12 protein-coding genes and 1 pseudogene are annotated in these 14,681 nt (G+C 47.3%); 9 read left to right on the forward strand and 4 right to left on the reverse strand.

Annotation, left to right across the window (positions count from 1 at the left end):
* The 5 genes and pseudogenes from AOC28_RS10635 to rng all read left to right on the forward strand — a co-directional run.
* On the forward strand, positions 1 to 676 hold a 676-nt coding region (locus AOC28_RS10635), incomplete at its 5' end, for a nicotinate-nucleotide adenylyltransferase (protein ID WP_072583960.1).
* Positions 677 to 721: 45 nt separating this feature from the next.
* Positions 722 to 1,108: pseudogene (gene rsfS, locus AOC28_RS10640) on the forward strand (ribosome silencing factor); the annotation flags it as partial.
* 23 nt (positions 1,109 to 1,131) lie between these two features.
* Complete coding sequence (rlmH, locus tag AOC28_RS10645; RefSeq protein WP_072583962.1) at positions 1,132 to 1,575, forward strand: 23S rRNA (pseudouridine(1915)-N(3))-methyltransferase RlmH; 444 nt, start codon at positions 1,132 to 1,134, stop codon at positions 1,573 to 1,575.
* Positions 1,568 to 2,203, forward strand: a complete 636-nt coding sequence (locus AOC28_RS10650) for a Maf family protein (RefSeq protein ID WP_072583963.1) — start codon at positions 1,568 to 1,570, stop codon at positions 2,201 to 2,203. The genes rlmH and AOC28_RS10650 overlap by 8 nt, the downstream gene beginning before the upstream one ends.
* On the forward strand, positions 2,200 to 3,663 hold the full coding sequence (rng, locus tag AOC28_RS10655; protein WP_072583964.1) for a ribonuclease G: 1,464 nt from the start codon (positions 2,200 to 2,202) through the stop codon (positions 3,661 to 3,663). Before AOC28_RS10650 ends, rng begins: the two co-directional genes overlap by 4 nt.
* Positions 3,664 to 3,673: 10 nt before the next feature.
* On the opposite strand, the gene msbA is transcribed toward rng, so the two are convergent.
* Positions 3,674 to 5,437, reverse strand: coding sequence for a lipid A export permease/ATP-binding protein MsbA (gene msbA / locus AOC28_RS10660; RefSeq protein WP_072583965.1), 1,764 nt, complete (start codon positions 5,435 to 5,437; stop codon positions 3,674 to 3,676).
* A 10-nt stretch (positions 5,438 to 5,447) separates the two neighbouring features.
* Between msbA and AOC28_RS10665 the strand changes: the two genes are divergently transcribed.
* Genes AOC28_RS10665 through AOC28_RS10675 form a run of 3 tightly spaced genes read left to right on the forward strand, consistent with a single transcriptional unit; the run spans position 5,448 to position 8,157 of the window.
* Positions 5,448 to 6,209, forward strand: coding sequence for a glycosyltransferase family 2 protein (locus AOC28_RS10665; protein WP_072583966.1), 762 nt, complete (start codon positions 5,448 to 5,450; stop codon positions 6,207 to 6,209).
* The gene (locus tag AOC28_RS10670; protein WP_072583967.1) at positions 6,206 to 6,985 is read left to right on the forward strand and encodes a glycosyltransferase family 2 protein; all 780 of its coding nucleotides are present in this window, start codon (positions 6,206 to 6,208) and stop codon (positions 6,983 to 6,985) included. Before AOC28_RS10665 ends, AOC28_RS10670 begins: the two co-directional genes overlap by 4 nt.
* A gap of 14 nt (positions 6,986 to 6,999) precedes the next feature.
* Positions 7,000 to 8,157: a glycosyltransferase family 9 protein gene (locus AOC28_RS10675; protein ID WP_072583968.1), complete on the forward strand. Its 1,158-nt coding sequence runs from the start codon at positions 7,000 to 7,002 to the stop codon at positions 8,155 to 8,157.
* A gap of 28 nt (positions 8,158 to 8,185) precedes the next feature.
* Here AOC28_RS10675 and dnaE read toward each other — a convergent pair whose 3' ends face one another.
* Positions 8,186 to 11,803 (reverse strand): DNA polymerase III subunit alpha, encoded by a 3,618-nt coding sequence (dnaE, locus tag AOC28_RS10680; RefSeq protein ID WP_072583969.1) that lies wholly within the window; start codon positions 11,801 to 11,803, stop codon positions 8,186 to 8,188.
* A 15-nt stretch (positions 11,804 to 11,818) separates the two neighbouring features.
* Here dnaE and gluQRS point away from each other — a divergent pair, with 15 nt between their 5' ends.
* The gene (gene gluQRS / locus AOC28_RS10685) at positions 11,819 to 12,757 is read left to right on the forward strand and encodes a tRNA glutamyl-Q(34) synthetase GluQRS (RefSeq protein WP_237767793.1); all 939 of its coding nucleotides are present in this window, start codon (positions 11,819 to 11,821) and stop codon (positions 12,755 to 12,757) included.
* Positions 12,758 to 12,769: 12 nt separating this feature from the next.
* Here gluQRS and AOC28_RS10690 read toward each other — a convergent pair whose 3' ends face one another.
* Together AOC28_RS10690 and AOC28_RS10695 are read right to left on the reverse strand one after the other, a co-directional pair.
* A complete protein-coding gene (locus AOC28_RS10690; protein ID WP_237767794.1) occupies positions 12,770 to 14,197 on the reverse strand; it encodes a DEAD/DEAH box helicase in 1,428 nt (475 codons plus the stop codon).
* Positions 14,198 to 14,242: 45 nt separating this feature from the next.
* The gene (locus tag AOC28_RS10695; protein ID WP_072583972.1) at positions 14,243 to 14,650 is read right to left on the reverse strand and encodes a heme-binding protein; all 408 of its coding nucleotides are present in this window, start codon (positions 14,648 to 14,650) and stop codon (positions 14,243 to 14,245) included.
* Between the last annotated feature and the right edge of the window lie 31 nt (positions 14,651 to 14,681).

The following is a 14,681-nucleotide window of genomic DNA, read 5'->3' on the forward strand; positions in this document are numbered from 1 at the left end:
GAAAATTGGCATTCTCGGGGGTACATTTGATCCGCCCCATGTTGGTCATTTAAAATTAGCTACGCATTTTGCAAAGCTACTCCACTTAGATGCACTGCTACTTATTCCGAGTGGTGAGCCATGGCAAAAGGGAACCGGTATTACTCCTGCAGAAATGCGCCTGAAGTTGACTGAAGCTGCCGGTATTGATTTAGCGCGCGCATTTTTATATCTTAAGATTTCCACTCAAGTAGGCATTGATCGCATGGAGATTGATCGCGCTGGGCCTAGTTATGCGATTGATACCGTTAAAGCCTTGCGTGAGCGCTTTGGAACAGGTGCTAGCCTGACTTGGCTAATGGGGGCAGATTCCTTGGTTGCCCTCCCTAGCTGGAACTCCTGGGAAAAGCTGAGTCAGTATGTTAATTTTGCGGTGGCGACTAGGCCGCATCATGATTTAAAGCTAGAAATAAGCTCTGAAGTAGGTCAATTTTTGAAGACCCATCAAACATCTGATGCCGACGCCCTTGAAAATAGCGCTGCAGGCCTCATATACATCGATGAAAGCTTGAATATTGATCTATCCTCAACAGCACTACGAGATCGCCTTAAATCCAGCTTACGGACCTCTATTGCATCCGAGCAAATTCCAACCCACACCCTAGAAATCATTACAAATCTGGGCTTGTACCAGTAATCAAGCTAAGATCACCCTAAATAGAAAAATTATTGCCGAGAAAATATGGACTTACGTAAATTACAACGCGTCGTGATTGATGCCCTAGAAGATGTTAAAGCACAAGATATCCGCGTGTATGACACCACTAAATTAAGCGAGTTATTTGATCGAGTGGTCATTGCCACTGGTTCTAGTAACCGTCAAACACGTTCTTTAGCTATGTCGGTTAAAGAAGAGGTGAATGCTAAAGGTGGAGAAGTCATTTCTATCGAAGGTTTAGAAACCGGCGAATGGGTACTGGTTGATTGTGGCGACATCGTCGTACATATTTTGCAACCGATGCTGCGCTCTTACTATCAGCTTGAGGGTATGTGGGGTGCCAAACCTGTACGCGTGAAATTAGCTGGTGACAAAGGTCTTGTTAAGGCCAGCGAATCCGAAGACGACGAGTAATATCGTCGTCACTTGCGGCAATGCGGCTCACCATCGTTTCTGTTGGTCATAAGATGCCTGAATGGGTTGCTACGGCAACTCATGACTACATCAAACGAATGCCTGCGGATTGCAGTATAGAAATCAAAGAGATCAAACCTGATCTCACACCCGCAAAGGAAGCCGTAAAAATTGCAGCAGCCATTCCCAAGGGATCCAGAGTGATCGCTTTGGATGAACGAGGCAAAGACCAAACCACTCAGAACTTAGCAACGCAACTAGCCAGCTGGCGCCAAGAAGGTTTTGACATTACCTTTTTAATTGGTGGTGCGGATGGCTTGGACCCTAGTCTGAAAGCAGGTGCGCAAGCCATGTGGCGACTCTCCAGCCTTACCTTGCCACATGCCATGGCCAGAGTCATGTTAGTAGAGCAGCTTTATCGAGCCTGGACTATTCTGCAAGGCCACCCCTATCATCGTGAGTAATCCGTTGAACTCTTTTATTTATCTGGCTTCGCAAAGTCCTCGCCGCCAAGAGATCTTGAGGCAAATGGGTGTTCGCTTTGAAATGCTGCTACCAAGTTCAGATGAAGATAGCGAGAGCATCGAAACCCCTCTCCCGCAAGAAAAGGCACGCACCTACGTAGAGCGCGTTACCTTAGCAAAAAGTGCTGCAGCACTTTTAAGGTGGGGAAAAAGTGGTTTGCCTTGGGCTCCCATTCTTTGCGCCGATACTACTGTGAGCTTACCCACTCATCCTGATGGTGAAATTCTGGGCAAGCCGGTTGACGCAGAGGATGCCACTCGAATTTTGACAATGCTCAGCGGCAAAATACATGAAGTTCTCAGCTCAGTAGCGGTGACCGTCAGTCCTGATGAAAAACCCATACAGCTTGTACAGATTTCTCAAGTTCAGTTTGCCGTTTTGTCGAAAGAGCAGATTGACAGCTACATCGCTAGCGGCGAGCCCTTTGGTAAGGCTGGCGCCTATGGCATACAGGGCTTGGGTGGGTCTTTTATTCCCTCAATTCAGGGTAGCTATAGCGGTATCATGGGTCTACCTATTTATGAAACAAAGCTTTTACTAGATCGCGCCCAAGTCAGCAGCATATGAATGAAGAAATACTGATCAATATCACCCCGCAAGAAACGCGCGTTGCTTTAATTCAGCAAGGAGCAGTTCAAGAGCTACAAATTGAGCGCACTCGCCAACGCGGTATCGTGGGAAATATCTATTTAGCCAAAGTCGTTCGTGTACTGCCAGGCATGCAATCCGCATTTATCGAAATCGGTCTTGAGCGCACGGCATTTATGCACGTCGCTGACATCACACAAAATAATCCTCAAGCACAAATTGAAAAATTATTATTTGAAGGTCAAACACTGTTGGTGCAGGTATTAAAAGACCCTTTAGGGACAAAAGGTGCACGCTTAACAACCCAACTGAGTATTGCTGGACGCAATTTAGTTTATCTACCGCCAGCAGGTAGCGATACCGCTACCGAAAAATATATTGGTGTTTCTCAGCGGATTGATCAACCTGAAGAACGCGAAGCCATTAAGGCGCGTCTTGCAGGTCTAATGGCTGAAGACGAAAAAGGCGGCATCATCGTCCGCACTAGCGCTCAAGATGCATCTGATACAGAACTACAGCATGACATGCTTTACCTGCGAACTACCTGGGAAAACATTCATGCGGCCATGAAACACAATCCGGCGCCTACCCTACTCTATCAGGACCTTAGCCTAGCAGAGCGGGTATTGCGCGATGTTGCCGGTGAGGACACCACCCAAATCCGTGTGGATTCTGCTGAGAATTTTGAGAAGCTCAAAGCATTCACGAATGCCTACATGCCTAACCTTTTAGGCAAGCTGACTCTGCATCGCGGCGAACGCGCACTCTTTGACTTATTTGATGTTGATGCGGAGATTAATAAAGCACTAGGTCGCCGAGTCGATCTCAAGTCTGGTGGCTACCTCATGATCGATCAAACAGAGTCGATGACTACGATTGATGTGAACACAGGTAGTTACGTCGGTGCACGCAATCTCGATGACACTGTCTTTAAAACCAATCTAGAGGCAGCCCAAGCGATTGCACGTCAACTCCGTTTACGCAATCTGGGTGGAATCATCATCATTGATTTCATCGACATGATTGGCAAAGACCATCAAGAATCTGTGTTGCATGAACTCAAACGTAATCTTGAACGCGATCATGCACGCACCTCAGTAAGCGACTTTTCTGCATTAGGCTTGGTAGAAATGACCCGCAAACGGACGCGTGAGTCCTTAGCCCATATCACTTGTGAACCTTGCGCCACTTGCCTTGGCAAAGGTGAGATTAAAACTGCCCAAACGATTTGTTATGAGATTTTGCGGGAAATTGTGCGAGAGCACCGCCAATTTAATCCACGTGAATTTAGGATTGTGGCTGCGCCTGATGTAATTGATTTATTTCTAGAGGAAGAGAATCAATTCTTGGCGCAGTTGGGGGATTTCATTGGCAAGCCAATTACCCTACAAGCGGAAGGTAGCTTCCGCCAAGAGCAATACGATATTGTTCTGAGTTAAGTTTTCTAAATTAAGCGTTCGAGAATTGGATGCGATGCAAGTTCGCATATAAGCCATCGTGCTTAATCAAATCTTCGTGAGAACCATTTTCGACAATCTTGCCGTGCTCCAAAACCACAATTCTGTCAGCATGCTCAATGGTCGATAAACGGTGTGCAATCACTAAAGTCGTTCTATTAGCCATTAAAGTATCTAGCGCTTCCTGAACCTGACGCTCGGATTCAGAATCCAGAGCCGATGTAGCTTCATCCAATATCAGAATTGGTGCATCTTTATAGATAGCACGTGCAATGGCTAAACGCTGACGTTGGCCGCCAGATAAGCGATTACCGTTGTCCCCAACCATGGAATCAATGCCTTCTGGCAATTCTTTGATCATAGCGCTGAGATTAGCGGCTTCTAATGCCTCTATCGCGCGACCGCGATCGACTCCAGCTGGGCCATTGGCACCATACGCCACATTAGCGGCAATAGTGTCATTAAAGAGAATAACGTCTTGACTGACAAATGCGATTTGTCGACGTACATCTGCGAGCACAATATCTTCCAGCGGAATGTCATCCAAGTAAATGTGGCCACTAGTGGGCTTGAAGAATCGAGGTAACAAATTCACGAGAGTTGACTTACCGCCACCAGATGGCCCCACAAAAGCAACCACTTCTCCAGGCTTAATATTTAGATTGATATTGCTTAGGGCGTCTTGACGTCCAGCTTCTTGCTGGTAGGAGAACCCTACATCATCAAAACGAATAGCGCCTTTTGCCTTATTAAGCGGCTTCATACTTTGCTTGCGGTCTTGATCTTCCTCAAAAGGTTGATCCATCAATGCAAAAATCATCTCTGCTGCAGTAAGACCACGCTGCAAAGGTTGGTTGATATCCGCTAAATGCTTCAAGGGAGAAATCACCAACATCATTGCAGTAATGAAGGCTGCAAACCCACCCACAGTAGTACCTTCCGTAGCAGATTGCATCAAGGCAATCACCAACACCACGGACAAAGCCATGGAGGCAATGAGTTGTGTAATTGGCTGATTTAGACCGCCGGCCACTGCAGACTTCAAGGCAAACTGGCGCAAGCGTTCTGCCTTTTGCATGAAGCGGGACATTTCATACTCTTCAGCACCATGAACTTTAACGATCTTGTATCCAGCTGCAGCCTCTTCAACAATATAAGCAAGATCGCTTGTGAGCGTTTGCTGCTCCCTGTTAAGAGACCTTAAGCGACGATTAATTTTGCTCATGATGAATGCAATGACGGGAAAAATAACTAAGACAACTAAAGTCAAATGCCAATTTAAATAAATTAAATAACCAATTAAACCAACGACCGTCAATGAATCTCGCACTAAGCTAATTAACATTGTTCCCATGACGGAGAGAACGTTATTCACCTCAAAGACAACGCCATTAATTAAAGTCGATGCCGAGTTCTTTTGAAAAAAAGTAGTGCTAGCGTTCAAAAGGGTTTGAAACATTTGCGCACGTAACTTTAAAAGTACGGAGTTAATTACCCTAGTAAGTAAATAGTTCGACAAAAATTGGGCCAAACTTCGCACCAAAGCCAAACCCACCAAGAAAACCGGTACTTGCCAGAGCTTGCTATTAAGTTGACCTGTAAATCCACGATCCAACAAAGGCTTCATTAGGGCAGGGATTGAGGTCTCGGCGGCGGCAACTACAGCCATAGCCAATAAAGACCCAACAATCAAGTTGATATGGGGCTTGAGATAGGTAATTAAGCGATTTAGGGCGGTACGGTCTTGAGCATTCATATAATGAATTATGCCCACCTTATCAGTCATACTCATCACCCGCAATGAAGAGGCCAATTTGGACGATTGTTTGGCCTCTCTGGAGGGGATCGCCCAGCAGATCGTGGTTGTTGATACCAACAGCTCTGACCGCACCCTTGAGATAGCCAAAAACCACGGTGCAACGATAGCCCAGCCGCCGGATTGGCCTGGTTTTGGGCCCCAAAAGAACCGCGCCCTGGATTTAGCTACCAGCGAATGGGTTCTATCCTTGGATGCCGATGAAAGACTCACCCCTGCTCTAAAGTCAGAAATTCTGACGGCCATTCACCATAGCGCCCATGTAGATTGCTTTGCCATCCCCAGACTTTCTTGGTATTGCGGACGCTTTATCCGTCACTCCGGCTGGAGCCCGGATTATGTCGATCGTTTATTTAAACGAGGCACCGCCCGCTTCTCAGATGATTTGGTTCATGAACGCCTAGTTCCCAATGGTCAAGTCGCAAAATTGGAAAATCCCATGCTGCATTACAGCTTCATGAACTACTCTCAAGTACTCCAAAAGCTAGATCGCTACTCCACAGCCTCAGCAGAGCAAGCATTTGCTAGAGGTAAAACAAGCAACCCTCTTAAGGCAGTCCTGCATGGTGCATGGGCATTTTTCCGCACCTATGTTTTGCGTGCGGGATTTTTAGACGGTCCTCAAGGATTTGCATTAGCAGTATCCAATGGTCAAGGAACCTATTACCGCTATATCAAGTTGTGGCACCTGAATCAGGAAGCCGGTAAATGATTTCGATTTTGCTAGCCACCTATAACTGGCCACAAGCACTCAAGCTTTGCCTAGAATCTCTGGCTACGCAAACCGATCAGGACTTTGAAATCATCATCGCTGACGATGGCTCTACTGAGAGCACAAAACACCTCATTGAATCTATTAAAGGTTCATACCCCGCTTCTATCACCCATCTTTGGCAAGAAGACCAAGGCTTTCAGAAAACCAAGATCCTCAATAAAGCAATCGCTGCAGCTCATGGCGATTACTTGGTTTTCCTGGATGGCGATTGCATTGTCCAGCCAGACTTTGTGGCTCAGCATCGTGCGCTAGCACAAAAGGGATACTTAGTTACCGGCAGCAGAGTCCTGCTCAATGAACACCTCACCACCGAATTACTCGCTTGGCCTCAGTGGAATTATGAGCGCTTTTCTTCAAACCTTATCAGCAAGCGCTTGAGTGGAGGCATCAATAAATATTGGCCCCTCAAAGTAAAGCTGGGTAACGGCTCCTGGCGTGACTACAAAAAATTTGTTTGGCGTCGCATCAAGGGTTGCAACATGGCTTGCTGGAAAGCCGATGCTGAAGCAATCAATGGCTTTGATGAAACTATGACCGGCTGGGGCCATGAGGATGCCGATTTTATCTTCCGCTTACAACACCATCGCATCCGTCGCAAGTCAGGCTCATGGTCCACGGAAGTACTCCATCTCTTTCATCCAATCCACGATCAAGGCAATGCTGCCGAGAATGCTCGACGTGTTCGCGAGAAGATCTTGGCTAAGGCTCTTTGACTTTTTAAAACGCTATGACTGCTTATTCCGCACTTAAACCTAAAAAGGTTTTATTTATTGCCACGAGGCAAATTGGAGACGTATTAGTAACAACGCCTCTGATTAGCAAAGCCAGAGAGCTTTGGCCTCATGCGGAGTTTCATTTTTTAGGATATCGCGGCAAGTTAGAGATGCTTCATGGCAATCCTGATATTGCTGAAGTGATTGAAACTTCAGATCGTCCCAGTTTTGGTGAATATCTCACCCTCTTTAATCGCCTCTTTCAGCGTTATGACTTAGCAGTTGTGACGCAACCTAGTGATCGCGCCTACCTTTATGGCTTAGTAGCGGCCTTTAGAAGGGTTGGTGTACTGGGTGGTCATCCTCAAGGCAAAGATGCACAAGACCAACAGAAAAGAAGTAAGAGTGAGAAGCAAAATGCCTGGAAGAAATTTATCTGCATGCACACAGTGGATGTTGACTACTTTAAGCAGCATGTTATTGCCGAAAAACTGCGCCTACTAGAGGACTTTTTTAAAAACCGAGCTGAATTATTTTCCAAACCGATCTTAGTTACTCCGCCTGCAGGAGAGCCCTTAACGCCGGTCATTGCAAACGAACTTAAGCAACCTTATGTTGTTGTACACCCAGGACCATTAACGGCCTATAAGCGCTGGCCGCTTGCGTATTGGCAAGAGCTCATCACTTGGCTCGTAAGTCAGAACTTCCAGGTAATCCTCAGTGCGTCACCTGCTAAGCAAGATATACAACTTAATCACGACATCATTTCCTTGTTGGATGATGAAACTAAGAAAAAAGTGATTAATGCTGCTGGTAAATTATCCATCCCCCAAGCAGGCACTTTGATTCGTGGGGCCGCTTTGTATATTGGGGTTGATACTTCAATCACCCATTTAGCAGCAGCATGCAATACCCCAACCATCACTCTGTTTGGTGCCACCCCACCAACGAACTTTGGTCCATGGCCCAATGGTTTTATTGGTGAGCAGCCATATCAATTGCGTGCTCGCACCCAAACCGTTGGCAATGTCACCATCCTGCAAGGCCCTGGTGAATGCGTGCCTTGCCGTAAAGCCGGATGCCTAGATAAGGCCGATAGTTATAGTGAGTGCTTGGACCTGCTAGAACCCAAGCAAGTCATTGAGGCAATTCAGAAGGCATTACCGAACTAAAGCAACGGTCAATCCTGCAATACCGTACTTAGTGATACTGAATCTGTACAGGATCTTTTTGCTTAGAAGCTAGGATTTGATTTAAGCCATGCAAACAGGCATCGTCAGGATAGATACGCAACTCTTCTGGGAACTGCATCAAGCAAGCACCGCCACTAGTAGTGACGGCAGCCGTCAGCATTAAGCCCTTCATACCATCATTGGATCCCGGCGCAGCAGGGGCAGATGCACCAAGCTTAGGATCACGCACACGATTAGCCATAAGGTAGGGATTAATTTGGCTACGGAGCATCTTGATATCAACCGCATTATCAATACAGACATGCACGTTACGGGCAAAGCGCATTCGCGCACCCGTGATATCCATTACCGCCTCAGACACAATACGCATGCCGCCTGAGAACTTATCGGGCGTCACATTCACCTTTGCAACCAAGAGCTCATCCTCTTTTAGCCAAGAACGATTGGGCTCGTAGACTTCGCTATACAAGGTGACTTCGAGGGCAGCAGAGCCATCATCGATAGTTGCAATCATCATGCGACCGCGTTGACCAGTCAGCATTCGAGCTGAAGTAATAATGCCAGCAATGAGTTGATCTTTACCCTCTGTTACCTTAGATAAAGGCTGCCGGATAAAGTGAGAAGTCTCATCGCGATAGGCGTCAAACATGTGCCCTGTTAGGCAAAGACCCAAGGCATTCTTCTCTTCTTGCAAACGCTTCTTTTCAGACCAGATAGGCTCACGCACTAACTCTGGAAGATGGCGATCCTCTTCACCGGCCGCCTCAAACAAGCTCACCTGGTGAATCGATGCCTCGGCTTGTTCAGCAGCCTCAATCGCTCTGGCTAAAGAGGCAAGTAAGGTAGAGCGAATGTCATACAGATTCCCACCCGCTGGAACGGAATCACGATACAAGCTATCAAAAGCACCTGCACGCATCAGCGCTTCAATCGCGCGGCGATTGACTTGCCTACGATCCACTCGTGCACAAAAATCAAACAAATCTTTAAATGGCCCGCCACTTTCACGTGCCTTCACGATAGATTCAATCGCCGCTTCACCGGTACCACGCACCGCACCTAAACCATAACGAATATGGCTGATGGAAGAATCTGGAGCAGCATCTGGTGCGCGCAATGGGGTGAACTCATAAACACCGGTATTGATATCTGGCGAGAACACCCGAATGTTATTCACTGAGCAATCGTCATACAGAATTTTCACCTTATCGGTGTCATCCATTGCAAGTGATAAGTTGGCTGCCATAAATTCAGCTGGGTAATACGCTTTGAGCCAAGCGGTTTGATATGCCAAGAGTGCGTAAGCGGCAGCATGGGACTTATTAAATCCATAACCCGCAAAACGCTCCATCAAGTCATAGATCTCATTTGCCTTTGACTCGGTAATGCCACCCGCTTTTGCACCATCACTAAAGATCTTGCGATGTTGAGCCATTTCTTCAGGCTTTTTCTTACCCATCGCACGACGTAACATGTCGGCACCACCCAATGAGTAGCCGCCAATCATCTGCGCCATTTGCATCACCTGCTCTTGATAGACCATGATGCCGTAGGTCTCGCGCAGAACAGGCTCAATACGGGGATCGGGATACTCTACCTTTTGACGACCATGCTTACGCTCAATAAAGTCTGGGATCAAATCCATTGGGCCCGGACGATACAAAGCCACTAGGGCAATAATGTCCTCAAAGCGGTCTGGCTTGGCTTCACGTAGCATGCCCTGCATGCCGCGGCTTTCTAGCTGAAATACTGCGACAGTATTAGCGCGCTTCAGAACATCAAATGCTTTTTCATCATCGAGCGCAATCTCTCCGATATTCCAGTCTCTGCGATCAGCGTGTAATGATTTAATCCAACGCTCTGCTGCTGCCAAAATAGTGAGAGTAGTCAGACCCAAGAAGTCGAACTTCACTAGACCAATCGCTTCTACGTCATCCTTATCAAATTGACTGATCACAGAGCTACTGTCTTGATCTTTGCTTTCTTGTGTGTAGAGTGGGCAAAAATCAGTGAGGCGCCCTGGGGCAATTAAGACACCGCCCGCATGCATACCCACGTTACGGGTCATGCCCTCTAACTGCTGCGCCAAGGAAAGTAATTGACGCACTTCATCTTCATTCTTTTCGCGCTCGGCTAATTGCTTCTCTTCCTTCTTCGCCATCTCAATGGTCATATACTGACCTGGCTTATTCGGAATGAGTTTGGCAATTCCGTCTACGAAGTTATAGCCCTGCTCTAGTACACGCCCCACATCACGAATCGCCGCTCTAGCTGCCATAGTTCCGAAGGTGGCGATCTGACTCACCGCATCTTTACCGTACTTATCCTTTACATACTGAATCACACGGTCGCGACCATGTTGGCAAAAGTCGATATCAAAGTCGGGCATCGATACCCGCTCTGGGTTAAGGAAGCGCTCAAAGAGTAAGTTGTAACGGAGCGGATCCAAGTCGGTAATACCGAGTGAGTACGCCACTAAAGATCCGGCACCGGATCCGCGGCCTGGACCTACAGGCACGCCATTATTTTTAGCCCAGTTAATAAAGTCTGCCACGATCAAGAAGTAACCCGGGAAGCCCATTTGAGAAATCGTCTTGACTTCAAATACCAAACGATCGTAATAACGCTTCATTTCTGCTTCGCGCTCTTCTGCATCCGGGAAATTACGCTCCATGTGGCGCTTCAAACCGACCTCGGATTGCTGCAACAAATAGTCTTCCAAAGTAATTCCGGGCGGTATTGGAAAATCCGGTAAACGTGGTTGACCTAATACCAATGAGAGATTGCAACGCTTGGCAATTTCAACCGAGTTCGCTAGTGCGACTGGCAAATCAGCAAAACGCTTTTCCATTTCCTCTTGGGTCAGGAAGTACTGCTCGTCATTAAACTTTTTGGTTCGGCGTGGATTGCCGAGTAACTCCCCTTCAGCAATACATACGCGGGCTTCATGCGCTGTAAAGTCGCTCTTTTGCATGAACTGCACTGGGTGGGTTGCAACCACCGGTAGGTTTAGTTCACTGGCGAGATGGCAAGCAAGCTGGAGTTGCTTTTCATCTTGAGGATTACCGCCGCGCTGGACCTCGATGTAGAAAGACTTCGGAAAGAGTTTTTCGTAGCGTCTAGCAACAATCTTGGCATGGTCTTCTTGCCCACCCAATAGCGCGATGCCGACTTCACCCATACGTGCGCCAGAAAGTGCAATCAAGCCATAAGAGAGAGTGCGCTTGGCCACTTTATCTTCTGCTTTGGCCGCAGGCTCACTAAACCAAGCGGAATCGACTTCAGCGCGACCACGAGATTGATTGTCGAGAGATGCCCTACTGAGTAGCTCACATAAATTGAGGTAACCGGAATGATTTTGTACCAAGAGCAATAAGCGATGAGGCTGATCTGGATCCTGAGGATTGCTCACCCAAACATCCGCTCCGGCAATCGGCTTGATCCCGCCAGAACGAGCGGCGGTATAGAACCGCACTAAACCAAATAAATTACTTAAATCCGTAATCGCTAACGCGCCCATCTCATCTTTGACGGCAGCAGCTACCGCATCATCAATGCGCACGACTCCATCCGTAATCGAAAACTCGGAATGGACGCGAAGATGAACAAAACGGGGTGAAGCCATGAGATGATTTTAGCTGTGTCCACACTCAAAAACCCTTCATCCCCAACCGGCGGCTATCGCGGGCGATTCGCCCCCTCGCCCACCGGTCCGCTACATGCCGGATCCCTGGTTGCCGCCCTAGGAAGCTGGCTAGATGCCCGTAAAAATGGGGGTAAATGGCTGCTTAGAATCGAGGATTTGGACACCCCAAGGTGCCTCCCTGAAGCAACCGGGCAAATTCAGACTCAATTACTCGCCTGCGGCCTTTCTTGGGATGAGGAGGTCATTCATCAATCTCAGCGCCAAGAGGCTTATCAAAGGGCTTTAGAGCGCTTAAATGGGCTTCAATGCCTCTATTCCTGCACTTGCTCAAGACAAACTATTGCCAATGCCCTAGCTAAGCTCGGAATAGAGACACCCCGCAATCAAGAAACGATCTATCCCGGCACTTGCCGCCCTGCCCACATAATCAGCAATCCCACAGAATCTATCGAGGAATTACAACGTGCTTGGCGAATTGGTCTTCCCCAAAATTGCCATATTGAATTTAACGACTTAGCTCTGGGCTCTCAAAGCCAAAACCTCAATGCAGAAGTAGGCGATTTTGTACTACGCAGGAATGATGGCTTATTTACCTATCAGCTAGCTGTAGTCGTTGATGATGCCGAGCAGAACATTACACACATCGTTCGTGGCAAAGATTTGCTGAGTAATACTGCAAGGCAAATTTATCTACAAGAGATATTGGGATACAAGCGGCCAGAATATCTTCATCTTCCACTGGTGCTCGATGAGCATGGTGAAAAACTGAGCAAGCAAACTTTAGCAACACAAATTAATACGCAAGATAAGAAACACTCGCTGAGAGAGTTACGTAAAGCAGCAATACATTTGGGATTGCAGAATTTGCCGGATGGCGAGAATGTCACTATTGCAGAGTGGCTGCTTGCAGCCACTCATGCATGGCGAAGTTAATTACTCAGTTAATTATTTTTTCTTAAAGCCGCCGAGTAAAGCACCAACAGCAGGTTTTGCAGGAGTAATGCCCGCTTTCTTCTCTTCTGGCTTAGCAGCATCTACAGTAGATACAGACGCTGCACTTGGCTCGTAAGGCTTATAGAAGAAAGGGTCAGACATTTTTGCTGGCGCGCTGTAAGAGCTTCTAGAGCCACTGGAGCTGCCATAACTACTAGATGAAGGACGGCTTTGCGAAGGCGCACCTTCAGGCAAAGGCTGAACATCCAACTTACGCTTCATTAGCTTTTCGATATCGTCAAGCAAACGCTTTTCACTGGCATCAACTAAGGCAATCGCATCCCCTTTACTGCCGGCACGACCTGTACGACCAATGCGGTGAATAAAGTCTTCTGCGTTATAAGGTAACTCGTGATTAATCACGCACGGCATATCGGGAATATCTAAACCTCGAGCAGCCACATCGGTTGCCACTAATGCTTCGATTGCGCCAGATTTAAATGCGTCCAAAGTTAAAGTACGCTCACCCTGACTCTTGTCACCATGAATCGCGCCCGCTTTAATACCGTCACGCTCTAAGGCACGAGATAACTTTGCACATCCTAAACGACTATTGGTAAAGATGATGCATTGGCGTGATAAGCCAGCACGAGTACGTGCTTCAAGGACTTTGACAATCGCGCGTTGCTTATCGGCAGAGGAAACCATGTGCACTACTTGTTTCACCGTATCAGCCGCAGCATTTTGACGTGCCACTTCAACCGTTACCGGAGTACGTAAATAACTTTGTGCCAGTTTCTTAATTTCTGGTGAGAACGTTGCAGAGAACAACAATGTCTGTCTTTGCGCAGGAATCAAATCAATGATGCGCTGTAGGTCAGGCAAGAAACCCATATCAAGCATGCGATCGGCTTCGTCTAAAACCAAAATCTCCACTTGGGAGAGGTTGGCAACCTTAGAGCCAATGTGATCAAGCAAACGTCCTGGAGTGGCGATCAAGATCTCTACGCCATTACGCAGTATTGATACTTGTTCTTTCATATCCACGCCACCATAAACAACGGCAGCGCGTAAATCAGTGTGTTTGGAATAGCTTGCCGCATTTTCGGCTACTTGCACTGCCAGCTCACGTGTCGGAGTGAGAACCAGTGCACGGATTGGATGACGTGCTGGCGATGCGCTGTTACTCGCGTGACGCAAAATCTTTTGAATGATCGGCAATACAAAGGCAGCCGTCTTACCAGTACCAGTTTGTGCTGCACCCATCAAGTCACTACCCGCCAATACATGCGGAATAGATTGCGCTTGAATCGGAGTGGGAATAGTGTAACCCTGCTCAAGAACCGCTTTTTGAATTTTCGGGTCTAAACCAAAGTCAGCAAAAGTGATTGTTGCTGGAGGAGCAGTATCAGTAGCACCAGGGGTAGCGGTATCGCTCACCCCTGTAGAAGAATTTATTTCAGTAGCAGTATTTGTCAAGGTAACTTACAGGATGGCCGCAATGCCGGCCTTAGCGGTTTCAGCATCCTCGGTCGATTTAACGCCGGAAACGCCGACTGCGCCGATGGTAAACCCATTTACATCGATATTGACCCCACCCTCCAACATGCCCGAAATATGTGGGGCAGATAAGAAAGAGGTGCGACCGTTATTAATAATTTCTTCGTAAACGCGACTCTCACGTTTACCCATTGCAGCTGTACGTGCCTTCTCTTGTGCAATGTATGCAGATACCGGAGCACAACCATCACGACGAATCAAGCCCAACATATGACCACCATCATCACAAACGGCAATCGTTACTGCCCAATTATTGGCAGCCGCATGCTTATTAGCTGCATCCAAAATCTTTTGGGCATCAGCTTGAGTGAGGTAAGGTTTAGTTGCGGTCATGTTTAATCTTTCTATCTCGAATATGGTGTAT

The sequence above is a fragment of the Polynucleobacter sp. MWH-Adler-W8 genome, from assembly GCF_001889925.1.
Taxonomy (GTDB): domain Bacteria; phylum Pseudomonadota; class Gammaproteobacteria; order Burkholderiales; family Burkholderiaceae; genus Polynucleobacter.